Source organism: Mannheimia haemolytica (assembly GCA_900638155.1).
Classification (GTDB): Bacteria; Pseudomonadota; Gammaproteobacteria; order Enterobacterales; family Pasteurellaceae; genus Mannheimia; species Mannheimia glucosida.
The window spans coordinates 2,062,147-2,084,756 of sequence record LR134495.1 but is presented as its reverse complement, the minus strand read 5'-3'; the positions used below and the strand labels follow the sequence as shown (position 1 = coordinate 2,084,756).

20 protein-coding genes and 2 riboswitches are annotated in these 22,610 nt (G+C 43.1%); of the genes, 10 read left to right on the top strand and 10 right to left on the bottom strand.

Going from position 1 to position 22,610, the window contains the following annotated elements; translation table 11 throughout:
• Window positions 1-9: 9 nt before the first annotated feature.
• Window positions 10-906: a metal ABC transporter substrate-binding protein gene (locus EL242_RS10160; RefSeq protein ID WP_006251769.1), complete on the bottom strand. Its 897-nt coding sequence runs from the start codon at window positions 904-906 to the stop codon at window positions 10-12.
• Window positions 907-1,167: 261 nt separating this feature from the next.
• Here EL242_RS10160 and EL242_RS10155 point away from each other — a divergent pair, with 261 nt between their 5' ends.
• Window positions 1,168-2,328: a bifunctional tRNA (adenosine(37)-C2)-methyltransferase TrmG/ribosomal RNA large subunit methyltransferase RlmN gene (locus EL242_RS10155; protein WP_126302490.1), complete on the top strand. Its 1,161-nt coding sequence runs from the start codon at window positions 1,168-1,170 to the stop codon at window positions 2,326-2,328.
• Window positions 2,329-2,366: 38 nt separating this feature from the next.
• Here EL242_RS10155 and EL242_RS10150 read toward each other — a convergent pair whose 3' ends face one another.
• Window positions 2,367-2,669 (bottom strand): helix-turn-helix domain-containing protein, encoded by a 303-nt coding sequence (locus tag EL242_RS10150; protein ID WP_126302489.1) that lies wholly within the window; start codon window positions 2,667-2,669, stop codon window positions 2,367-2,369.
• Window positions 2,653-3,024, bottom strand: coding sequence for a type II toxin-antitoxin system RelE/ParE family toxin (locus EL242_RS10145; protein WP_126302488.1), 372 nt, complete (start codon window positions 3,022-3,024; stop codon window positions 2,653-2,655). The genes EL242_RS10150 and EL242_RS10145 overlap by 17 nt, the downstream gene beginning before the upstream one ends.
• A gap of 214 nt (window positions 3,025-3,238) precedes the next feature.
• Here EL242_RS10145 and pilW point away from each other — a divergent pair, with 214 nt between their 5' ends.
• Window positions 3,239-3,793: a type IV pilus biogenesis/stability protein PilW gene (pilW, locus tag EL242_RS10140; RefSeq protein WP_006251773.1), complete on the top strand. Its 555-nt coding sequence runs from the start codon at window positions 3,239-3,241 to the stop codon at window positions 3,791-3,793.
• Complete coding sequence (locus EL242_RS10135; protein ID WP_126302487.1) at window positions 3,793-6,117, top strand: Tex family protein; 2,325 nt, start codon at window positions 3,793-3,795, stop codon at window positions 6,115-6,117. Before pilW ends, EL242_RS10135 begins: the two co-directional genes overlap by 1 nt.
• A gap of 69 nt (window positions 6,118-6,186) precedes the next feature.
• Here the strand turns inward: EL242_RS10135 and EL242_RS10130 are convergent, their stop codons facing one another.
• Window positions 6,187-6,750, bottom strand: coding sequence for a nitroreductase family protein (locus EL242_RS10130; RefSeq protein WP_126302486.1), 564 nt, complete (start codon window positions 6,748-6,750; stop codon window positions 6,187-6,189).
• Between the two features lie 101 nt (window positions 6,751-6,851).
• Between EL242_RS10130 and sppA the strand changes: the two genes are divergently transcribed.
• The 3 genes from sppA to cytX all read left to right on the top strand — a co-directional run bounded on the left by sppA (window position 6,852) and on the right by cytX (window position 11,622).
• On the top strand, window positions 6,852-8,708 hold the full coding sequence (gene sppA, locus EL242_RS10125) for a signal peptide peptidase SppA (RefSeq protein WP_126302485.1): 1,857 nt from the start codon (window positions 6,852-6,854) through the stop codon (window positions 8,706-8,708).
• A gap of 55 nt (window positions 8,709-8,763) precedes the next feature.
• A riboswitch (TPP riboswitch) is annotated at window positions 8,764-8,860 on the top strand.
• 67 nt (window positions 8,861-8,927) lie between these two features.
• Window positions 8,928-10,457, top strand: a complete 1,530-nt coding sequence (thiE, locus tag EL242_RS10120) for a thiamine phosphate synthase (RefSeq protein ID WP_126302484.1) — start codon at window positions 8,928-8,930, stop codon at window positions 10,455-10,457.
• Window positions 10,450-11,622, top strand: coding sequence for a putative hydroxymethylpyrimidine transporter CytX (cytX, locus tag EL242_RS10115; RefSeq protein WP_126302483.1), 1,173 nt, complete (start codon window positions 10,450-10,452; stop codon window positions 11,620-11,622). The genes thiE and cytX overlap by 8 nt, the downstream gene beginning before the upstream one ends.
• Before the next feature lie 66 nt (window positions 11,623-11,688).
• Here the strand turns inward: cytX and EL242_RS10110 are convergent, their stop codons facing one another.
• The 6 genes from EL242_RS10110 to ilvG all read right to left on the bottom strand — a co-directional run bounded on the left by EL242_RS10110 (window position 11,689) and on the right by ilvG (window position 18,364).
• Window positions 11,689-13,002, bottom strand: coding sequence for an MFS transporter (locus tag EL242_RS10110; RefSeq protein WP_126302482.1), 1,314 nt, complete (start codon window positions 13,000-13,002; stop codon window positions 11,689-11,691).
• Window positions 12,995-13,813 carry a hydroxyethylthiazole kinase gene (gene thiM / locus EL242_RS10105; protein WP_126302481.1) on the bottom strand — a complete coding sequence of 273 codons (819 nt, stop codon included), beginning with the start codon at window positions 13,811-13,813 and terminating at the stop codon, window positions 12,995-12,997. The genes EL242_RS10110 and thiM overlap by 8 nt, the downstream gene beginning before the upstream one ends.
• A gap of 55 nt (window positions 13,814-13,868) precedes the next feature.
• Window positions 13,869-13,963, bottom strand: a riboswitch (TPP riboswitch).
• 56 nt (window positions 13,964-14,019) lie between these two features.
• Window positions 14,020-15,801: an anaerobic ribonucleoside-triphosphate reductase gene (gene nrdD / locus EL242_RS10100; RefSeq protein WP_126302480.1), complete on the bottom strand. Its 1,782-nt coding sequence runs from the start codon at window positions 15,799-15,801 to the stop codon at window positions 14,020-14,022.
• A complete protein-coding gene (gene nrdG, locus EL242_RS10095; RefSeq protein WP_126302479.1) occupies window positions 15,798-16,271 on the bottom strand; it encodes an anaerobic ribonucleoside-triphosphate reductase activating protein in 474 nt (157 codons plus the stop codon). Before nrdG ends, nrdD begins: the two co-directional genes overlap by 4 nt.
• A gap of 212 nt (window positions 16,272-16,483) precedes the next feature.
• On the bottom strand, window positions 16,484-16,702 hold the full coding sequence (gene ilvM / locus EL242_RS10090) for an acetolactate synthase 2 small subunit (protein ID WP_126302478.1): 219 nt from the start codon (window positions 16,700-16,702) through the stop codon (window positions 16,484-16,486).
• A 9-nt stretch (window positions 16,703-16,711) separates the two neighbouring features.
• Window positions 16,712-18,364: an acetolactate synthase 2 catalytic subunit gene (gene ilvG, locus EL242_RS10085; RefSeq protein ID WP_126302477.1), complete on the bottom strand. Its 1,653-nt coding sequence runs from the start codon at window positions 18,362-18,364 to the stop codon at window positions 16,712-16,714.
• A gap of 341 nt (window positions 18,365-18,705) precedes the next feature.
• Between ilvG and nrfA the strand changes: the two genes are divergently transcribed.
• From nrfA to nrfD, 4 genes are read left to right on the top strand one after another with little or no spacing between them, the layout of a single operon-like run.
• Window positions 18,706-20,208, top strand: coding sequence for an ammonia-forming nitrite reductase cytochrome c552 subunit (nrfA, locus tag EL242_RS10080; RefSeq protein WP_126302476.1), 1,503 nt, complete (start codon window positions 18,706-18,708; stop codon window positions 20,206-20,208).
• Window positions 20,209-20,226: 18 nt separating this feature from the next.
• Complete coding sequence (gene nrfB, locus EL242_RS10075) at window positions 20,227-20,883, top strand: cytochrome c nitrite reductase pentaheme subunit (RefSeq protein ID WP_126302475.1); 657 nt, start codon at window positions 20,227-20,229, stop codon at window positions 20,881-20,883.
• Complete coding sequence (nrfC, locus tag EL242_RS10070) at window positions 20,883-21,560, top strand: cytochrome c nitrite reductase Fe-S protein (RefSeq protein WP_006251782.1); 678 nt, start codon at window positions 20,883-20,885, stop codon at window positions 21,558-21,560. Before nrfB ends, nrfC begins: the two co-directional genes overlap by 1 nt.
• Complete coding sequence (gene nrfD / locus EL242_RS10065; RefSeq protein WP_126302474.1) at window positions 21,560-22,507, top strand: cytochrome c nitrite reductase subunit NrfD; 948 nt, start codon at window positions 21,560-21,562, stop codon at window positions 22,505-22,507. Before nrfC ends, nrfD begins: the two co-directional genes overlap by 1 nt.
• Window positions 22,508-22,610: the final 103 nt, after the last annotated feature.

Sequence of the window (22,610 nt, the reverse complement as noted above, 5' to 3'; positions counted from 1 at the left end):
TAAATCTTATTATTTTTTGCTGCGTTCAAACCCTTCGACAATAGTGCCGATGGTCACTTTAAGCAAATCTAAATAGGTTGGAACCGGACCATCTTTCTCTGAAAGAGAATCCACATAAATTACGCCACCGTATAATGCACCGGTTTCTTTCGCCACTTGTTTTGCCGGTTTGTCGGAAACAGTACTTTCACTAAAGACAACAGGGATTTTATTGGCTTTTACTCCATCAATCACTTTTTTCACTTGTTTTGGCGAACCTTGCTCTTCCGCATTGATTGCCCATAAATACAGTTCTTTTAAGTTGTAGTCTTTTGCCAAGTAGCTAAATGCCCCTTCGCTGGTTACTAACCAACGTTGCTGTTCAGGAATAAAGGCTAAACGTTGGCGTAACGGCTCGGCAATGCCTTTTACTTTTTCAGCATAGGCTTTTGCATTCGCATTATAGGTGTCTGCGTTTTGTGGGTCATATTTTACTAAAGCCGCACGAATATTTTCAATGTAAATTAATGCGTTGTCGGTGGACATCCAAGCGTGCGGATTCGGCAGGTTTTTATATTCACCTTCGGTAATCGGCATTGGGGTGATGCCTTCGGTGACGACAACCGCCGGTTTGCCTTTTACATTTTCAAAGAAACGTTCAAACCAACGCTCAAGGTTCATACCGTTCCATAACACTAAGTCTGCCTTTTGAGCTTTTACAATGTCTTTTGGTGTTGGTTGATAATCGTGAATTTCAGCACCCGGTTTGGTAATGGATTCCACAGTGGCTTTATCACCGGCGACATTTTGTGCAATATCTTGAATCACGGTAAAAGTGGTCACTACTTTAAACGGCTCTGCCATTGCCATTGCTGCACTTAAACCAAAGGTTAATACCAATGCTTTTTTAATTGTTGATAGTTTCATTTTCAGCCTCCTTAATATTATTGAGAATGAGAATTATCGACAGCTATTCTATAGAACATTGAGAATGATGTAAATAGTCTTGTTTTTTATAAGGTTATTCTTGATAAGTTTACTCAGGCAATTCAGCCCTTTTGATTAAAAATTACTAGCCTAATCCCTCAAGAGCCAGTAAAATTGCACGCTTTAAAATCCAATCGCAAAATAAGGGCATTTGCTCCAACCTTTTGCCGTAATCCGTGTAATAACGAGGCTTTCAACTTTATGTCAGAACTGATTACCAATGCAGGCTGTGGGTCTGCTGAACAACCAAAAGAAAAAATCAATTTATTAAATCTTAATCGTCAAGAAATGCGGGAACTGTTTGCTGAAATGGGGGAAAAACCTTTCCGTGCCGACCAGCTAATGAAATGGATCTACCATTTTGGCGAAGAAAATTTCGACAATATGAGCAATATCAATAAAGTATTGCGTGAAAAATTAAAACGTATTGCCGAAATTAAAGCCCCAGAAGTCGCGATAGAACAACGTTCTGCAGATGGTACAATCAAATGGGCAATGCAAGTGGGCGATCAGCAAATCGAGACGGTATATATTCCTGAAGATGACCGTGCAACCCTGTGTGTTTCTTCACAAGTAGGCTGTGCGTTGGCTTGTACTTTCTGCTCAACGGCTCAACAAGGCTTTAACCGCAACTTAAGCGTGGCGGAAATTATCGGCCAAGTTTGGCGAGCCTCTAAAATTATCGGTAATTTTGGCGTAACCGGTGTTCGCCCGATTACCAATGTAGTAATGATGGGAATGGGTGAACCGCTGCTGAATATGAATAACGTGATTCCGGCAATGGAAATTATGTTAGATGATTTCGCCTATGGCTTATCTAAACGTCGTGTTACGCTTTCTACTTCGGGTGTAGTACCTGCATTAGACAAAATGCGTGAGCAAATTGATGTGGCGTTGGCGATTTCACTCCATGCCCCGAACGATGAGCTGCGTGATGAATTAGTGCCGATTAATAAAAAATACAACATAAAAATGTTGATGGATTCGGTGAATAAATACCTTGAAGTTTCTAATGCCAACCACGGCAAGGTCACGATTGAATATGTGATGTTAGATCACGTCAATGACAGTACCGACCACGCTCACCAACTTGCGGAAGTATTGAAAAACACGCCGTGTAAAATTAACTTGATTCCGTGGAACCCGTTCCCGGAAGCTCCTTATGGTAAAAGCTCCAACTCTCGGGTAGATCGTTTCCAAAAAACCTTGATGGAGTATGGTTTCACAGTAACAGTGCGTAAAACTCGAGGTGATGATATTGATGCCGCTTGCGGACAGCTTGCCGGCGATGTGATTGACCGCACTAAACGTACCCTTGAAAAACGTAAATTTGGGCAGGGTATTGCGGTTAAAACCCATTAATCTGAGTAGTATAAAGGCAGAGGTTTCTGCCTTTTCTTTTACCCCAAATGTGGAACATATTGAAATGAGCCACCTAATGCATTCAAATAACGAACTACTGTTGCGTATTTAGGTGAAATAACGCCTCTCTCTAATCGGCTGATATTTTTCACGTTAATGCCCGAAAGTTCGGCAACTTGTGCCTGTGTGAGATTCTTCTCTAAACGAGCTTGTTTGAGTATCTGTGCCAATTCTCTTTGCACCCTAAGTTCATCAAATTCCTGTTTAAATTGAGGGTTTCTCATCGCTTGTCGTAAGACATCATCAAAAGGGACGACTTCTAAATCAAGATCTTTTGCCATTTTCTAATTCCTGTTTTAATTTCTTCATACGTTCAAGAGCAAGCTCAAGGTTCTGTTTCGGTATTTTCTGACTCTTCTTTTGAAAGATATGCACAATGTACGCTTGCTTTCCTGCCATAAAGAAAAAGAAACTACGGGAAATCCCTTCTCTTGATTTCGCTCTTAATTCTTTAAGCCCGTTTTGAAGCGATTTTACTTCAGGTTCGGTAAGCTGATTACCATAGGTTTTCAGCTCGGCTATTACATCGGCTGTTGCAGCTTGTAGTGAAACAGGTAATGCTGAGAATTCTTTTTGAGCGTGTTTAGTCAGAAATACGTTAAATGCTGCTACAGGCTGATTGTCAGGAGTTGTCATTGTGAGACCTTGTAATCATAAGTGGTTAGTTTATGCAAGTTTTTTTTGATGTCAAGTATATTGGGACAAAGTGAAATACCACACAACACCCCATTATTATTTTTGCGATCTGCGTCGAAAAATGAACACGAAAAATTTTTCTTCTTCGCAAAAAATCGCTAGTCTTAGCGAGGATGGAACAGTAAAATTAAGCCCTTTGTTGTAGGAGAACGCTATGTTTGCAAAATTTTTTCCAAAAATGACCGCTTGTATTCTGATTTTTTTATTAGCGGCTTGTTCTTCTCTTCCCCCTTCTTCCTCTGAAGTCGAATTTAACCGCTCGGAAGCGGTAAAAGCCCGTATTAATTTGGCTTTAGCTTATCTGGAGCAAAATGATTTCCCAAAAGCTAAGCAGAATATTGATAAAGCCTTGGCTCACGATGAAAAAGATTACCTCCCTTATTCGGTGCTTGCCTATTATTACCAACAAACAGGTGATGCTGAAAATGCCGAAAAAGCCTACCAAACGGCACTGAAATTGAGTCAAAACCGCCCTGATGTGCTGAATAATTACGGCACTTTTTTATGTAAACAGGGTCAATTTCAACAGGCTTATCAGCAATTTGAGCAGGCTGTCAAAAGCAAAGCTCCTTATTATCACCAAGCAGATAGCTTAGAAAATATGGTGTTATGTGCGAAAAAAGAGCCGAATCTGCAAAAAATTGCCGAAACATTGACCGAGCTTGAGAAATTGGATAAACCTCGAGCAAATTTATTGAAGGAAAACTAATGACTGACTTAAATCTAAAAATCAGCCAAATTATTGCCGGCGAACTCAACGTTGGCTCACACCAAATTCTTGCAGCCATCACGCTATTAGATGAGGGCAATACCATTCCATTTATCGCCCGTTACCGTAAAGAAGTGACCGGCGGGCTAGACGACACCCAACTTCGCCATTTTGAAACCCGCTTAATTTATTTGCGTGAAATGGACGAACGCCGCCAAACCATTTTGAAGTCGATTGAAGAACAAGGCAAATTAACCGATGAATTAAAAGCCAAAATCCTCAGCAGTGAAAGCAAGACCGAGCTGGAAGATCTCTATTTGCCGTATAAGCCTAAACGTCGTACCAGAGGGCAAATTGCGATTGAAGCAGGGTTAGAGCCATTGGCGGACAGTTTATGGAATGATCCGAAACAAGATCCTGAAACCTTAGCCACAAACTTTATTGATGCGGAAAAAGGCGTTGCGGATACTAAAGCCGCCTTAGATGGGGCAAGATATATTTTAATGGAGCGTTTTAGCGAAGATGTCGAACTACTTGCAAAACTTCGCCAATATTTGACCGCTTACGCCACGTTGGAATCGAAAGTGATTGACGGCAAAGAGGAAGAGGGCGAGAAATTCCGTGATTATTTTGCTCATAGCGAGCCGTTTAACAGCGTGCCTTCCCACCGTGCTTTGGCGATGTTCCGTGGGCGAAATGAAGGAGTGTTATCGCTTTCATTAAATGCCGATCCGACCGCGGAAGAAGGCCCAAAATCCAGCCATTGTGAAGAGATTATTCGTGAGCATTTGGGCGTGATTTTCAATCATCAGCCGGCGGATAAATGGCGTGATCAAGTGATTGCTTGGACGTGGAAAATCAAAGCTGCTCTGCATTTAGAAACTGAATTAATGGCAACCCTGCGTGAAAAAGCTGAAGAAGAGGCGATTGATGTGTTTGCCCGCAATCTCTCGGCATTATTAATGGCAGCCCCTGCCGGTGCGAGAAATACAATGGGGCTAGACCCGGGCTTGCGTACCGGCGTGAAAGTGGCAGTGGTGGATAACACCGGTAAATTGCTGGATACCGCCACAATTTACCCTCACACCGGGCGAGAGGCGGAGGCACAACTTACGATTTTCAGCTTAATTAAAAAGCACAATGTGGAGCTGATTGCGATTGGTAACGGTACGGCTTCTCGTGAAACCGAACGTTTTGCCAAAACGGTAATTAAAGAAATCAAAGAGAATAAACCTCAAACAGTGGTGGTGAGTGAGGCTGGGGCATCGGTCTATTCTGCCTCGGAATTTGCCGCTAACGAGTTCCCAAATTTAGACGTTTCATTGCGTGGAGCGGTTTCGATTGCCCGCCGTTTGCAAGATCCACTTGCCGAGTTGGTGAAAATCGAACCAAAAGCGATTGGTGTTGGGCAGTATCAACACGATGTAAACCAATCCCAACTTGCCCGTAAACTCGATGCGGTAGTAGAAGATTGTGTAAATGCGGTGGGCGTGGATCTGAATACTGCCTCTGCTCCGTTGCTGGCTCGGGTGGCGGGAATGACCAAAACATTGGCACAAAATATTGTAGCATTCCGTGACGAAAACGGACGTTTTACCAGCCGTTCAGAGCTGAAAAAAGTGCCTCGTTTAGGGCCGAAAGCCTTTGAACAGTGTGCCGGTTTTATGCGAATTATCGGCGGGAAAAATGCCCTTGATGCCTCGAGTGTTCACCCGGAAGCTTATCCGGTGGTAGAAAAAATCTTACAGGCAACCACCTCAACACTTGCAGAATTAATGGGTAACAGCACTAAAATTCACTCGCTCAACGCCAAAGATTTTGTGGACGAGCAGTTTGGTTTACCAACAGTGAACGATATTTTCAAAGAGCTGGAAAAACCGGGGCGTGACCCTCGTGGAGAGTTCAAAACCGCCGTGTTTATGGACGGCGTGGAAGAAATTACCGACCTCAAAGCCGGTATGATTTTGGAAGGTACAGTCACTAATGTGGCAAACTTTGGAGCTTTTGTCGATATTGGCGTACACCAAGATGGTTTAGTTCACATTTCAATGCTCTCCAACTCTTTCGTGGAAGATCCGCACACGGTAGTGAAAGCCGGTGATGTGGTGAAAGTCAAAGTGCTTGAGGTGGATGCTGCTCGTAAACGTATTGCCCTAACAATGCGTTTAGACGACAAACCAACCGACAAAAAAGAGCTGACAAGCGGTCGAAATTCAGCAGAAATTCGCAAAAATCCGCAGAAAAATGACCGCTTGCAACGTGATAACCGCAACACATTTGGCAACAACGCTTTTGCTGATGCGTTAAAAGGGTGGAAGAAGTAAGGAAAAACAGAGAAAAGAAAGGGCGAAATATTTTTCGCCCTTATTACTAACTTTTATCTGTTAACCTGCTTACTTAAGATAACGTACAAACCCCTCTAAACTTTCACTTTCAGGGGCTAATGCAATTTGCTCGCCCTCTGCCGGTGAGCCAAGCATAATTAAAGCAATGATTTTATCCGATTCTTGGCAACCAAAAGCAGAGCGAAGGGCTGTGCCGTTAATCCATTTATTGGTGATCCAAACTGTATCAAAGCCCTGTGCATTTGCCGCTAACTGAATGGCGTAGGTGGCACAACCTGCGGTAATCATCTGCTCCCAACTTGGTACTTTGGCGATACTGTCGTCTAATTTTGCCACTACGCCGATAATCATTGGAGCTTGATTAGCTAATTTTTCCGCCTTTTTTAAGGGTTCCTCGCCCATCTCAAATTCTTCTACCGCAGCTTTTAAACATTCACCAAACTGTGGCATACCGCTTTTTTCAATCACCACAAAGCGATAAGGTTTTAATCGCCCGTGATCCGGCACTCGGAGGCCTGCTTTTAGAATTTGTTCAAGCTGTTCTGCATTCGGGGCTTTATCGCCAAATTTTTTATTTGAACGGCGATGGTGTAATAAATCCAAGATTTGCATAAGCGTTCCTTTGTTAATTTTTTGCACTCAAGAATAGCATATTTTCTTCATTTGGTGATTGCTTTATACTGTGCCGACTGATTTTATTTTAGGAATTTCTGATGTTAACGATTTTAAAAGCATTTTACCGAATCTTCCGCTGTATTAGAGAGTGTGTCATTAACCTCTTTTTTATTCTGTTTATTTTGCTGTTAGTGCCGGTAGTGGCGTTTATCAGCTCTTCTAGCAGTACGCAAAAGCCGGTGTTCACTCAAGGGGCGTTACGTTTAAATTTAGACGGTTATTTAGCGGATAATCGTGAAGAATTTGCCGATTTCTACCGCTTGGTGCAATCGGAATTAGGCAGTTCCGAGCCGTTTAAAATTTCGACTTTTGATGTAGTACAAGCGATTAGCCACGCCAAAGATGACCCGAAAATTACCGGCTTGGTGTTAGATCTGCAAAAGCTACAAAGTGCCGATTTTAGTTCATTGGATTTCATTGGTAATGAAATCAACAACTTCAAGCAATCAGGCAAACCGGTGATTGCGGTGGCTGAAGAATATTCGCAAAAACAATATTATCTTGCCTCCTTTGCCGATGAAATTTACCTCAACAAAGTCGGGGCGGTAGATTTAAAAGGCTTGAATTATTCCAACACCTATTTCAAAACCTTGCTCGATAAAATTGAGGCTGAACCGCATATTTTCCGTGTCGGTACTTATAAATCGGCGGTTGAGCCGTTTATGCGTGATGATATGTCTGAGGAGGCGAAACAAAACGCCCATGGCTGGTTAAACGGCACTTGGCAACAAACGGTGGCAACACTGGCTCAAAACCGCAATATTGAACCGCAAGCGGTGGATCTGTCGGCTGTGAACTACATTGAAAAGTATAAGCAAGCTAAAGGCGATGATGCTCAATTTGCATTAAACCAAAAATGGGTTAGCCAATTAGTTTCTAGTCAGGAAAGCAGAGATAAACTGATTGCACAGTTTGGTAAAAACAGCGAAGGCAGCTATAACCAGATTGAATTTTTGGATTATATGACTGAACTGAATGACCGCTTTGCAGAGGTAAATGCACCGAAAATTGCAGTGGTGAATGTGGAAGGGGCGATTGCCGGTGGCGAAAGCGATCAAATGAATGTGGGCAGCGAGACGCTGGTAAAATTACTGCAACAAGCTCGAGATGACAAAAATGTGGAAGGCTTAATTCTACGCATTAACAGCCCCGGCGGCAGTGCTGTGGCGTCTGAACTGATTCGCCAAGAAGTGGAAGCCTTTCAACAAGCCGGCAAACCGGTGGTTGCTTCAATGGGCGGAATGGCAGCATCGGGCGGTTATTGGATTGCGGCTACTAGCGATAAAATTATTGCTAGCCCGAATACGCTTACCGGCTCTATCGGTATTTTCGGTTTAGCAGTAACTTTTGAAAAAACCGCTAAAAATCTCGGTGTGAGCGAAGACGGCATAGCGACTTCTGCCCTAGCACAACAAGCCGGTTTAAAAAGCCTACCGCAAGAGCAGGCAGAAGTGCTGCAAATTGGGATTGAAAACGGCTACGACCGTTTTTTAGAGCTGGTTTCTCGTGGCAGGAAAATGCCAAAAGAGGCGGTAGATAAAGTGGCTCAAGGGCAAGTGTGGCTGGGAACTGATGCGTTAAAACACGGATTGGTTGATGAGTTGGGCAATTTTAATGTGGCATATAATGCGTTATCTGAATTGATCAACCAAAAACGTGAAGCGGAAAACCAACCTAAAGTCGAACAGTTCGGCTTACAATGGTTTGCGGAGCAAGATGACAGCTTATTTGGCACGCTTGCCCGTGATTTCAAAGCTCAATTACAATTTAGCGTGGCAAATTGGCTTGATTTACCGCTGTTGAAGCAATCGCAACAACAGCTCGAAACACTTTCACGTTTTAACGACCCGAAACAGATGTACCTTTACTGTTTAAATTGTGGGAAGATCGATTAAATTTAGCTCGCTTGCAAATTTTTGATGGAAAATAACCGCTTGTAAGCTATACTAAAAACGCTTGTCGGAGTGCCGTAAGGCTGAGATCGCAAATGCGAGATCCGTGGAACCTGTAGGTTAGTACCTGCGTAGGGAACAAGTTTTACCAAAATTCAGATTTTTGGCTCATCACCACATCTCTGGCAAGCAAAATCTTAAACATATTATGAGGATTTTGCGATGTCTAATTATTCAAGCTCTCAATACCAACCTAACGTCATTTGGACGGTTGCAGGTTCTGACTCTTGTGCCGGTGCCGGTCTGCAAACCGATTTACATACCTTTCACGATTTTAACCTAGTGGGTTGCTCGGTGGTTACTTCTGTAACGGCTCAACATCCGCACGGTGTGCTGTGTGTCACCCCTGTTGATGATCACACTTTCCGCCAACAGTTTGAAGCCTTGCTGGTTCAAGGCTGCCCGAATGCAATCAAAATCGGCTTACTCTGCTCGCAAGCACAAGTAGAGATATTGTGTGAATATATTCAAAAAATCCGTGCGGAAAGTTCGCATTATTGCTATGTGGTTTACGACCCTGTGGCGGTAGCAAGCAGTGGGCAGGCGTTATCTGACAGTATTTTACTGCCGATTGTGCAACAAAAATTGTATCCACTGGTGGATTTAATCACTCCAAACGGTACTGAACTTGCTTTATTAAGCGAAACAGAAATCCTGACCTTTGATGATGTGAAAACCGCTACCCAAAAACTGTTTGCACAGGGAATCAAAACCGTGTTAGCCAAAGGCGGACATTTTGAATGGCAAGGGGAAACGGTAACTGATTACCTCCTCACTGCAAATGAAATTTATGCCTTTAGCCACGCCAGACTGCAAAGTGTGAATACCCACGGCACAGGTTGCACCTACGCTTCAGCGATTGGAGCGATGTTGGCAACCGGCTTTGATTTAGCTGATGCCGTCACTGTTGCCACCGCTTATTTGCAAAAAGGCTTATCGGAAAAACAAGGCAGAGGGCAAACTGCTCTCAGTTCACTTTGCCACACCAGCTACCCTGATGATATCGCTTTCTTCCCACAAACTGAGCTGATTTCTGCACCACTTACATCGCCGATAGAGCCTTTTACTCCAACGGAGTATCAACTTGCGCTTTACCCTGTGGTCGATAGCCTTGAATGGATTGAACGCTTGATTTTGAGAGGGGTAAAAACCTTGCAAATTAGAATCAAAAATCGACCGCTTGCAGAGATTGAGCAGGAAATTGCCCGTTCGGTGGAACTAGCGAAACAGCACAAGGTACGTTTGTTTGTAAATGATTACTGGCAGTTAGCGGTTAAATATCGGGCTTACGGCGTGCATTTAGGGCAGGAAGATTTAGCCACCGCCGATTTAAATACAATCCAACAAGCCGGACTGCGGCTTGGTGTTTCAACTCACGGCTACTTTGAAATAATGCGGGCGTTGGCAGTTAAACCCTCTTATATTGCTTTTGGTCACGTATTCCCTACCCAAACCAAAGCAATGCGGTCTCAACCACAAGGCTTAACCAATTTAGCTAAATATGTCCAACTGGTTGCACCGCTTAAGATTCCAACCGTGGCGATTGGCGGTATCCAACAAGATAATATCAAACAGGTGATGCAAGCCGGTGTTGGCAGTGCTGCCGTGGTAAGTGCCATTACCCAAGAAAAAGATTGGCAACAAGCGGTCAAAAACTTGGCAAATTTTACAAATGGAGGCAGTGATGAATAGAACACTTAGTACGCTAAACAGTGGTTTGATTTGGGCGGGTGCCGGCATTAGTGCCAGTGCAATCGTGGTCGGCACTTGGATTGCCCCACTCGGCTGGCAACAAGGCTTACTAGCGATAGTGTTAGGGCATTTATTAGGCGGTGTATTGTTTTTTGCTGCTGGCTTAATTGGAGCGAAAACCGGCAAAAATGCGATGCAAACAGTGCAGATTTCCTTCGGCAAAGGCTCAGTGTTTTTCTCCCTTGCCAATGTGCTACAGCTTGTGGGTTGGACGGCTATTATGATTTACACCGGAGCGGAAATCAGCAATGCCCTAAGCCTTGCCTTATGGGAATATTCGGCATTCTCACTTTGGGCAATCGTGCTTGGATTGATGATTGTGCTATGGCTGTTTACCGGCTCTAATCAGGTTGGAAAATTCAAGTTATTCACCTTAGTTGCTATGTTTTTACTCACCTTATGGCTAAGCATTAAAGTGTTGAATGGGCGGGAAAACTTCCCCGTTTCGGGTGAAATGCCGTTTAGCACCGCCGTGGAGCTAGCGACTATTATGCCTCTTTCGTGGCTACCGCTGGTATCAGACTACACAGCTAAAGCGAAAAAGCCTTTTGCCGCAACCCTTTCGGCAACTGTAGGCTATTTGATAACCAGTGCGTGGATGTATGCGTTAGGGCTGGGTATGGTGTTATTTACCGGACAAACCGAAATTGCCCCGATGTTACTGATGACAGGAATGAGCCTTATCGGCATTATGGTGATGATTCTTTCGACTGTGACTACCACGTTTCTTGATGCCTATTCCGCCGGTGTCAGTGCCAGCAATATCACGGTAAAATTTAAAGAAACCCCTACCGCTATTTTAGTGGCAATCATCGGCACACTCTTGGCAATCAGTTTACCGGTTACTCAATATGAAAATTTCCTGTTGCTGATAGGCTCGGTATTCGCCCCGATGATTGCCGTGCAAATTGCGGACTTCTTTGTGTTAAAACGCCGCCAAGCACAGCCTAATGTTGATTGGATTGCCGCCGGATTATGGCTTGCCGGATTCGTCTTATACCACCTTCTTTCTTACCACCAAGTGCATTTACCTCTTGGTTTAACCATTCCGGTAATGTTAGTTATTTTTATCAGCACCATTTTTGTGAGGAGGTTCACAAAATAGAAAGATAAGCGGTCGATTTTGCAGAAAAAATGGCAGAATCGACCGCTTGTTTTCTTTGCCCTTTCTTTAAATCTCCGCTAATTCCAAGTCTTTGGTTTCGTGAACTTGCCACAATGCCCAGAAGCTCAGTAATGAGGCGATAGATAAATAGCCCCCTACACCGAATAAGCCAAAATTTTCATTGATTTTGACTGCAATAATGGTGAACACGCTAGCTCCTAAAATACCGGCAGCGGTGTAGGCAAGCGAAGCCCCTGTGTAACGTACTTCTGTTGGGAAGAGTTCGGGCAGAATCACAGCCATCGGGCCGAAGCTTAAGCCGATTAAGATCATTCCAATGGTGAGGAAAATAAAGATCGAAGTCGGTGTGCCGTTTTCGAGGAAAAACGGCATTGTTAAGCCGTAAACTACGGTTGCTCCTGTGGCAATTAACAGCAGTAAACGGCGTCCGATTTTGTCTGCATAAATGCCGGAGAAGAAAATCGCAATGCCGAAAATCACGGAGGTAATCAGCAAATATTGGGTGTAGAGATTTGCCGGTAAACCTAAGCCTGTAGCGAGTCCTGCTTGAGAAACTGCCACCGGGCTTTTGACGAAAATTGGGGTGAAAGCAACTAAAATGTAGAACAACACATAGCCGGCGGTGGCAATCAACACACCGATAATAAAGGGCTTGAGGTGTTGGCTGAACAAGGTTTTAAGTGGGGTATGGCGGTTTTTACCTTGTTGTTCTGCTTTAAGGAAAATCGGGCTTTCGCTGATCTTAATTCGGATATAAAGCCCAATAGCAATCATCACAATCGAGCCTACAAACGGTATTCGCCAAGCCCAATCCAAGAAGGCTTGTTCACCGTAAATTAAATTTACCAAGTAGAACGCTCCGTTTGCCAATAGCAAGCCGATTGGTGCGCCCATTTGCGGAAAAATACCAAAAAATGCCCGCTTGTGTTTCGGGGCGTGTTCGGTGGCAACGAGAGCAGCTCCGCCCCATTCGCCGCCTAAGCCTAAACCTTGTCCGATTCTACAGAGGCAGAGCAACACGGTTGCCCAAATGCCAATGGCGGCATAATTAGGCAAAAGCCCGATTGCTACGGTAGATAAGCCCATTAATAAGAGCGAGGCAATCAGGGTTTGTTTGCGTCCGTATTTATCACCAAAATGCCCGAATAAAATCGACCCCATCGGGCGGGTGAAAAAGGCAAGGGCAAGCACGGAAAGCGACATTAATTGGTTGGAAACCGGATCATCGCTATTAAAAAACTGCACGTTAAACACCAGCACTGCTGCCATCGTGTAGATGTAGTTATCAAAATATTCAATCGCCGTGCCGACCATTGAGGCAACCGCCACTTTAGTTGGGTTTGAGTGAGTTTTAGACATATTCAACCCTCGCATATTGCTCAACGGTTTCAGGCGTTAATGCTCCAAGTGTATCCAGTAGATTGACGGCAAATTGTCCGTATTGGGTCGGTTTGAGTGCTTTAGCGGCTACTTCGCCTGCAATGGCATAAGCGGCGCAAGCCTCAACAAGAGCGTTGAAATATTGCTCTTTTTCGGCAACGGCTAAGAATGCCCCGCACACGGCACTCAATAGACAACCTGAGGCGGTAATTTGGGGGAACATCGGGCTACCATTTTTGAGGAATACCGTGCGTAAGCCATCGCTTACCACGTCGGTTTCGCCACTTATCGCCACTAGAGTTTGGTAACGGGTAGCAACTTGTTGAGCGATTTCTACAAGACTATGTGAACCTTCGCCGGCATCAACGCCTTTGGCTTGCCATTCTACATCGGCGAGGGTAGCTAGTTCCCCCGCATTTCCACGAATGGCGGTGAAGTGAATTTGTTTGAGTAAGGTTTCAACTGTTTGACGGCGGAAAGGTGTTGCTCCAACGCCGACAGGGTCAAGAATGACCGGAATGCCTAAACGGTTGGCGGTTTTGCCGGCAAGCTCCATTGCTTCTACTTCTTTGCCGATAAGCGTGCCGATATTAATCACCACGGCGTTACTGAGTGCCGGCACGGATTCCATCTCCTCAATAGCGGCTGCCATAATGGGCGAAGCACCAAGAGCCAATAAGCCGTTGGCGGAAAAATTAGCAGCAACAATGTTGGTAATGTTGTGAACAAGCGGTCGATTTTGTCGAATTTTTTGCAAATAATGCGAGTGATAGGGGAGTGATGTGGTCATCGTTATTCCTTAATATGATTGAAAAACAACGCACCAACACCAACGGGGAATAGATGGGTTTACGCCTTTAGTTTCCTACGTCAGTGCTAACTGCATCAGGTTCAACGGGTATTTCTCAGCTTGTAAAAACAAGCACCCCGACTAAATGAGGCTTTAATATAATCACTAAAAAAGCGGTTGTAAAGGGCTACAACCGCAGTTTTCAATTAAGCTGCTTCTCGGTGATAGAAACGCAAGCTATGCTCTTTTTGGCGGGCGGAACTAAAGGCGGAGACTCGTTTTAAATAGCCGATTACCCGAGTGCCGTAATCAATATTATCGGAGCCACATTTGCTACAACTGTGCAACGTGCGTTTGTCGATGTGGCTACATTCGTTGCAAATCGTGATTTTAACGTTAATACAAAAATAATTGCAGCCGGTTTTAGCGGCGGTATCCAACAAGGAGCGATATCCGGTTTGGGTTAAGGCTTCGTCTAAATTCAAGTGTAGAGCGGAGCCTCCGTCCAGCCATTCAATCAGCTCTCTGCCGTGCAGTAAGAATTTATCCAAAGCATTAATTTCTTCATCTTCTACCACATAGAAATAGGAATTGTAGCAATCTCGTGGTACGAAATAGCCGTCCTCTTTGTCCCATTTGGCGTTTTTGACCCCTAAATTTTCAGCAGGCACAAATTCGGTATTAAATTTTACCCCATACTTTTCACCGGCTGCTTGGTTAGCTTGGAAAATAATTTTTAACCGAGATTGCACAAAATCAATATAGTCTGGATTGTAACCTACGGTTAAACCTTGTGATTCAGCAGCTTCTGCCATTCCGTTAATGCCAATAGTCAGGAATTGTTTATGCAGTGAAATAAAACCGGCATCGTAAACCGGCAACATACCGGCAGCTAAATACTCTTCCATCAGTTTGCGGTAAGCGTATTGATATTTATGGATCTTGCTGACTTCTTCGCTTAAATCACGGTTATCTTGCACCAAACGGTTCATATTAATAGTAATTACATTGATTGAACCTGTCGCAACACCACCAGCCCCTAATGAATAGGAGAAGCTGTGATCGCTGATTTCATTTCTCAAGCGACAGCAAGAAGCAAGGGAATCCGGATTATCTGATTGATAAATAAAGAATGAATTGCCTTGAGATAGCTCTTTTGCCATTTGATTGGCAAACTCGTCATCTTTACATTTACCCTTTTCGGTAAGCATTGCTGCGGTCACAACAGGGAAAGTGAGAATCGCTTTGCTTCGCTCTTTATTGAACCATTGCATAAAGAAAAGTTGTAATTTTGAAGTGGTTTCCCAATTTGGTTTCTCAAAATCAGGGAAAACAAAACGATTAAACATCGCTTCAAAATAGAATTTGTCATATACCGAAATATTCCAAAATACGCTTTGATAACCACGCGCGGCTGCCGGTTGGTTGATGCTATACACAACTTGTTGCAGGTGGTTTTCAATGTCTGAGCGATGAGTTTGTAAGTAATTATCGCCGTAATCTTTGCGGGCAAAATAGTCAAAATAGGTCAGAAATTCAACCGTGGCGACTGCGCCGGCAAACTGAGAGCTGACTGCAAATACAAAATTGATAAAAGAACCGCAGAATGAGGCTAAATGTTTCGGGGCTTTGGATTCGCCGCCAAGTTTAGTCAAACCATCACGCAAGAAAGGGTACATAGTGACTGAAACGCAGTAGGGTTTTAGGCTGGTTTCATCGTGTACGTAAATTTCGTGTGCTTCAATTTGACGTAAATATTCACAAGCGGTCTCTTTTCCAAAAAGTTTTGCAATTTTTTCACTCACTTTTGCTCGATTGATTTGCACAAAAAAGTCTTTCATCAGCTCATTTTCCATTGTCGCTATGTTTTTTTGCGTGACATTGGCGTTAGCATCCATTTTTGAACCGTCTGCGGCATTTTTAGCTTGGATATATTGATTAATGAAGTGTAGTTTTCCGTCTAATTGTGTCGGTTGTAAGCGAATCATATTGAAGCTCCTCGAATAAAAAGATGGTTAAGATTTTGGTTATTGCGTAAATCAGTAAAGCGTTGATTAGTGGTTAAACTTTCCAGCCCGCCTCGTTCGGCAATCCAACGCCCGGTTTTTAAGTAGGTTAGCTCGTGTAATAAAGTATCGGCGATTTCGTGCTGCTCCAAACCACTATAAAGACAGGTGTTTAGCCCCTGTTTTTTTGCCAGTTGCAACAGCGGCAGTAATTTTTCTGCTTCCCATTCTCCGCCCATAAACAATACGCAGCTAATTAAGCCTTGGTAGCGTTTTAGGCGTTCAGAGAGATATTCACTGCTAAGCTCTTTCCCAAGACAGGCTTTCCAACTATCCGCACTATGGCAACCTTTACAGCCAAGCGGGCAGCCTGTAATCAGAAAAGCAAGTGAGGTTTCATTCGGCACTTCTTGCCAAACAATTTGTTCCGAACTGAATCTGAGATTTTCCATTACTAATTCATTAACACAATATATTGTGCTTTTTAACATTATTTAACACTATATGTAGTATGTTAGATCTATTGAATGGGAAAATAAAGAGCAATAAGCGAAAAAAAAGAGTTGAAATTTGAAGAAATGAATAAAATCAAAAGGATAGCGAATGATAAATTTTAAGCATAAAAAAGCCGTGTATTTTTTTACACGGCGAATGAAAAGCTTGATTAATTGATTTCAATGATATCAAACAGTTTTTCTAATTGATGGCTTAAAAGAGAGAGTGGGCGTTTGCTTGCTAATGTAAAATTTAGGTTAAAGGTGCTGCCTGTTGATTCTACATTTAAGCATTTCACCTCAAAACCACGGTGACGTATAACCCGTAAAATACGCTCTAAGGTTTCAGGGCGTTTGTTAGCTTTAAGCGTTAATTGATATTCTTCCATCTTATTCTCCTATACCTCATCGTCTAACATATCGGCATTACACGCCCCCGGCGGCACCAGTGGCCAAACGTTATCTTCCTGTGGAATACAAACGTGAAGTAAGTAAGCCCCTTTGGCATTGAGCATTCTGTCTATTGCATCTGAAACTTCGCTCGCTTTCTCAATTCGCTCGCCATCAATATCAAAGGCTTTCGCCAACAACACAAAATCAGGGTTATCATCTAAAATGGTTTGGCTGTGTCGCCCGTGGAAGAACAGCGATTGCCATTGGCGAACCATACCTAAACGTTGGTTATCCAGTAATAGGATCTTGACCGCTAAATCAGCTCTTTTAAGCGTGCCGAGTTCTTGAATATTCATCATAATCGAGCCATCACCGGTTATTAAAATAACCTGATCTTCCGATCGGGCTTTGATTGCCCCAATCGCCGCAGGCAAGCCAAAACCCATAGAGCCAAAACCGGCAGAGGTGATATAGTTTTTCGGATCGTGATACGTTAAATGTTGTGCCGACCACATTTGGTGCTGCCCTACATCGGTAGTGACGATGCTGTTTTTGGCTTTACGCTGTGAAAGCGTATGTAATAATGCCACGGCATCAATATCGCCATCACCACTATTTTCTTGATATTGAAAGTCAAATTGCTGCTTTAAATTACGCACATCTTCACGCCATGCTTCAATATCTAATGGTTGAGCCAAGTAATCCACGGCTTCAATTAAATTCCCTTTTAAGGCAACTTGTGCTTGACGGAGCTTGTTGATTTCCGCATTGTCGATATCAATGTGAATCACTTTAGCGTGAGGGGCAAAAGTGTCTAATTTGCCGGTAACACGGTCATCAAAGCGAGCCCCGCAGGCGATTAATAAATCACACTCTTGCACGGCGTAATTTGCCGCTTTTGTGCCGTGCATTCCGATCATCCCCATATAAAGCGGAGCGGTAGGCTCAATTGTACCTAAGCCTTTTAAGGTCGAAACAGAGGGAATATTTGCAATTTTTATGAAATTTCTGACCGCTTGTACACCATCAGCCATACCAACGCCACCGCCGACATAAAGTACCGGGCGTTTGGCGGTGACTAATAATTGTTTGGCAACCACTAATTTGTTGGGATCTTGTGCATCGGCAGGTTCTTTAGGATAAACAATAGGCTGGGCATTGGTTAGTGCTAACTGAACATCTCGTGGTACATCAACCAAAACAGGACCCGGTCTGCCACTTTGTGCAATTTGGAATGCAAGGGCTAAAATTTCAGGTAGCTCCTCAATATTCTGAACAATAAAACTGTGTTTAGTACAAGCGAGCGACAGACCTAATACATCAGCTTCTTGGAAGGCATCAGTGCCGATTAAATGGCTGGCAACTTGTCCGGTAATCGCAACTACAGGAATAGAATCAAGTGCGGCATCGCCTAAACCGGTGATTAAATTAGTTGCCCCTGGGCCGGAGGTCGCAATGCAAACCCCTACTTTGCCTGTTGCACGGGCATAACCGATAGCCGCCATTGCAGCACCTTGTTCATTGCGACAAAGTAAATGATCTAAACCGGAATCATAAATTGCATCGTAGGTAGGCATAATCGCCCCGCCCGGATAGCCAAAAAGTGTCGTTACCCCGTGAGCTTTTAAACTCTCGGTGATAAATCTTGCTCCATTCATGGATGTTGTGTCCTTAATATTTTTATTATTTTAAAACCAGGCAATATAGATAACATAAATTCCCTGTTTTTTAAACTTTATTTTCGGTAAAACTCAGTATGATTTCATTATTTATTTGGATAAATAAAAGTCGTTTTTATTTAGGTAGACAAAGGGTTTACTACTTAAGAGGTATTTTGCTGAATTTTATTGATTTAATTCAATAAATCTTCATTTTGATATAGTCGGCTTGGTTTAAATTTCATATTCTCGCAACTGAATATCAGGGATTATCTTATTAATTTTAATAGGAAAAATTCTTATTTTTATCTAATTATTTTTACCTGAGTGGGAGAGCCAAAATGAAATTTTTAATAAAAAGCCTAGCGGTGGCAACAATTTCAATATTGGGGTGTTTACAAACTGCTTTAGCTGAAGAGGCGAAAACTGAATCATTAACAGATAAAGCAGTTAAGCATGAAAAATTAGGCGTGAAAATTGAGTCTGCAAACCACCTATTTGCAGAAAAATATCCGCTACAATACGATTCTTGGAAGTCAACTGCCCAATCCACAGATCGAGGAAGTGCGTTAGAGGCTGACCCTCGTTATGTTATTTTGTGGGCAGGCTATGCTTTTGCGAAAGATTATAATAAACCACGAGGTCACTTTTATGCCGTTACCGATGTGCGTGATATTTTGCGTACCGGTGCGCCTAAAGATGAAAATGATGGTCCACAACCTATGGCTTGTTGGACATGTAAAGGCCCTGATGTTCCACGCTTAATTGAGGAGAAAGGTGAGCGAGGATATTTTGATCCTAAATGGGCGAAATATGGTGCTGAAATTGTAAACTCAATAGGTTGTGCAGACTGCCATGACACGACATCAGAAGAGTTTAAACAAGGTAAACCTGCACTACGTGTTGCACGTCCTCACGTATTACGTGCATTGAATACGGTTGGTTGGAAGTTTGAGGATTTAGATAAACATGGTAAACGCCCTGCTGTGTGCGCTAACTGCCATGTGGAGTACTATTTCAAAAATAAAACAGATGTAACTTTCCCTTGGGATAAAGGTGTAGATGTAGATAGCATTGAAAAATACTACGATGAAATCAATTTTACAGACTGGACTCATGCTTTATCGAAAGCTCCTATGCTAAAAACGCAGCACCCAGATTTTGAAGTTTGGTCACAAGGTACACATGGGAAAAATGGTGTAACCTGTATTGATTGCCATATGCCAAAAGTGAAAGACAAAGACGACAAAGTTTATACTGACCACAAAATCGGTAATCCGTTTGACCAATTTGAAGCGACTTGTAAAACTTGTCATGAACAAAGCAAAGAAACATTGGAAAAACGTGTAAAAGAGTATAAACACGAAGTAAAAGAGGCAATGATTCGCTTAGAAGATCAATTAGTGAAAGCTCACTTTGAAGCGAAAGCTGCTTGGGAAGCTGGAGCAACTCAAGAAGAGATGAAAGAGATCTTAATGGCAATTCGTCACGCTCAATGGCGTTGGGATTACTCTGCAGCAGGTCACGGTAACCACTTCCACGCACCTGATGTAATGTTACGTACCATCGCAACAGGTATCGACCGTGCGGCAGATGCCCGTGCTAAATTAGGTGTAGTGTTAGCGAAACACGGTGTAACAACGCCAGTGGCGATTCCGGACATCTCAACTAAAGAGAAAGCACAACTTGCTATTGGTTTAGATATTCCTAAAGAGCAAGCAGCAAAAGATGAGTTCTTAAAAACTGTGGTTCCTCAATGGGAAAAAGAAGCTCGTGCTAAAGGTTTATTACCCGCAGAAGAAGCAGACAAACCGGTAGCAGCACCAAAAGCAGAAGCAAAATAATGTAGCTTGAGGTGAACTATGAAAAAATTAATCTCAAAAGCAGGGCGAGCAGTCGCCCTCATACAAGCGGTCGTATTTGCAGGTTTTTTTGCAATTTCCAGTGCGAATGCGTTAATGCCTGAGCAGCCAAAACCTCTTTGGCAATCAGAAACGGCTGATGATGCAAAAGTAGCTCAAGATGCACGCCGTGATCCAAATAAATATTGTACTCAATGTCACGAATCGGCAAACGCAACAGGTAAGCCTTTCCATCACGCAGGCAAACATTTCCAAAAAGATGTGAAAAGCCCGAATAATGGAGAGCCACTCACTTGTGTAAGTTGCCACGGTAATATTTCTGAAAGCCACCGCAAAGGGGCAAAAGACGTAATGCGTTTTAACCCACACGGTAAAGCAAGTAACCCATCACTTGAACGTTCGGTAAATGAGCAAAATCAAGTCTGTTTTGCTTGCCATACGGCAGAGAAATTGCGTGAAAAATTCTGGGCTCACGACACGCACGCAACTAAAATTGCTTGTACCAACTGTCATGAAATTCACCCGGAAAAAGATCCGATGAAAGACATTTCTGAAAAACAACGTATTAAACTTTGTACAGATTGTCATACCAAAATTCATTCAGGCGAATTTAAAAATCCTGAAATGAAAGCCACAGAAGCAAAAGGAACAAAATAATGACTTGCACCCGTAGAGATTTCGTCTCAGGGGCAGGTGCTATCGCAGTTGTGGCAAGTACAGGGCTTGCCACCTCCATAACTCTTGCTACTGAGAAAGAACAAAAGAAAATCCGCTATGCGATGGTTCACGATGAAACCGCTTGTATCGGCTGTACTGCTTGTATGGACGCTTGTCGCACCACCAACAAAGTGCCGGAAGGGGTTTCTCGTTTAGAAATTATCCGTAGTGAGCCTTTCGGTGAGTTTCCGAACGTACAATATGAGTTTTTCCGCCAATCTTGCCAACACTGTACCAATGCTCCTTGTGTCAGTGTTTGCCCGACCGGTGCTTCATTTATCGATCCTGAAACCGGGATTGTTGATGTACACTCAGATTTGTGTGTCGGTTGCCAATACTGTATTGCGGTTTGCCCGTATCGTGTACGTTTTATTCATCCTGAGAAAAAATCGGCGGATAAATGTAATTTCTGCCGAGATACCAATCTTGCAGAAGGCAAACAGCCTGCTTGTGTAGAGGCTTGTCCGACTAAAGCACTAACCTTTGGTGATATGAATGATCCAAGTAGCGATATTTTCCATAAAGTGAAAAATAATCCGGTTTATCGCACCAAAACGGCATTAGGCACGGAGCCGAATTTATATCACATTCCATTTGGTAAAGGAGAACATAGATAATGAATGAATATGTACCTTTCCAAACCCCAAACCTTGTTTGGGACGGCACTATCGCCATTTACTTGTTCCTACTTGGTATTTCATCAGGTGCGGTTCAGTTAGCGATTGCTTACCGCAATAGCGGTGTCAAAATGGAAAAACCAAGCCAAAACTGGATTATTCGTAGTGCAGCTATTCTTGGCACATTACCAACCATTATTGGCTTACTGTTACTGATTTTCCACTTAACCAAACCTTGGACATTCTGGAAATTAATGTTCAACTATAACTTTACCTCAGTAATGTCGATGGGGGTAATGTTATTCCAACTTTATATGGCAGTATTGGTGGTTTGGATCGCCATAATGTTTAAAGATTGGATTGTTCGGTATCTACCTGTGGTCTCTGGTTTGATCGATTTTGCTGAAGCAAAATTATTAAAACCAATCGAGTTTGTGTTATTCGTGTTGGCTGCTGTACTTGGTGCTTACACCGGTTTCTTACTCTCGGCGTTAGTGAGTTACCCGATGCTGAATAACCCTGTGTTACCGGCACTATTCTTGGCATCAGGGGCATCGTCAGGTATTGCAGCAACTTTCCTAGTGATTTTACTCGCAGGCAAGTTATCCGGTGAAAGCCACGAAGTCCACTTTATGCACAAATTTGAAGTGCCGATTATGGTAACCGAATTGGGGTTAATTGTAGCGTTCTTTGTGGGCTTACACTTCGGTGGAGCAGATAAATCGCTCGCTTTAACCAATGCACTTAACGGCTTCTGGGGGAATGTGTTCTGGATAGGCGTAATGTTAATCGGTATTGCGATTCCGCTTGTTGCCAATATTTTTGGTAGCCACCGCTTGAAACACAATGCGAAATTTATTATCTTAATTTCCATTTTCGACTTAATCGGTGTACTCTGCTTACGTTACTTTATCCTTTATGCAGGGCAACTAACGGTTGCAAGCTAAAAAGAAGTAAGTTTGAGTAATTTTATTTAAGTAATAGGGTGGGGGCTATATAGCCCCCCTCTTTAGCAAAGAGGGGCAGGGGGAGATTTGGCAGTCGCAATTG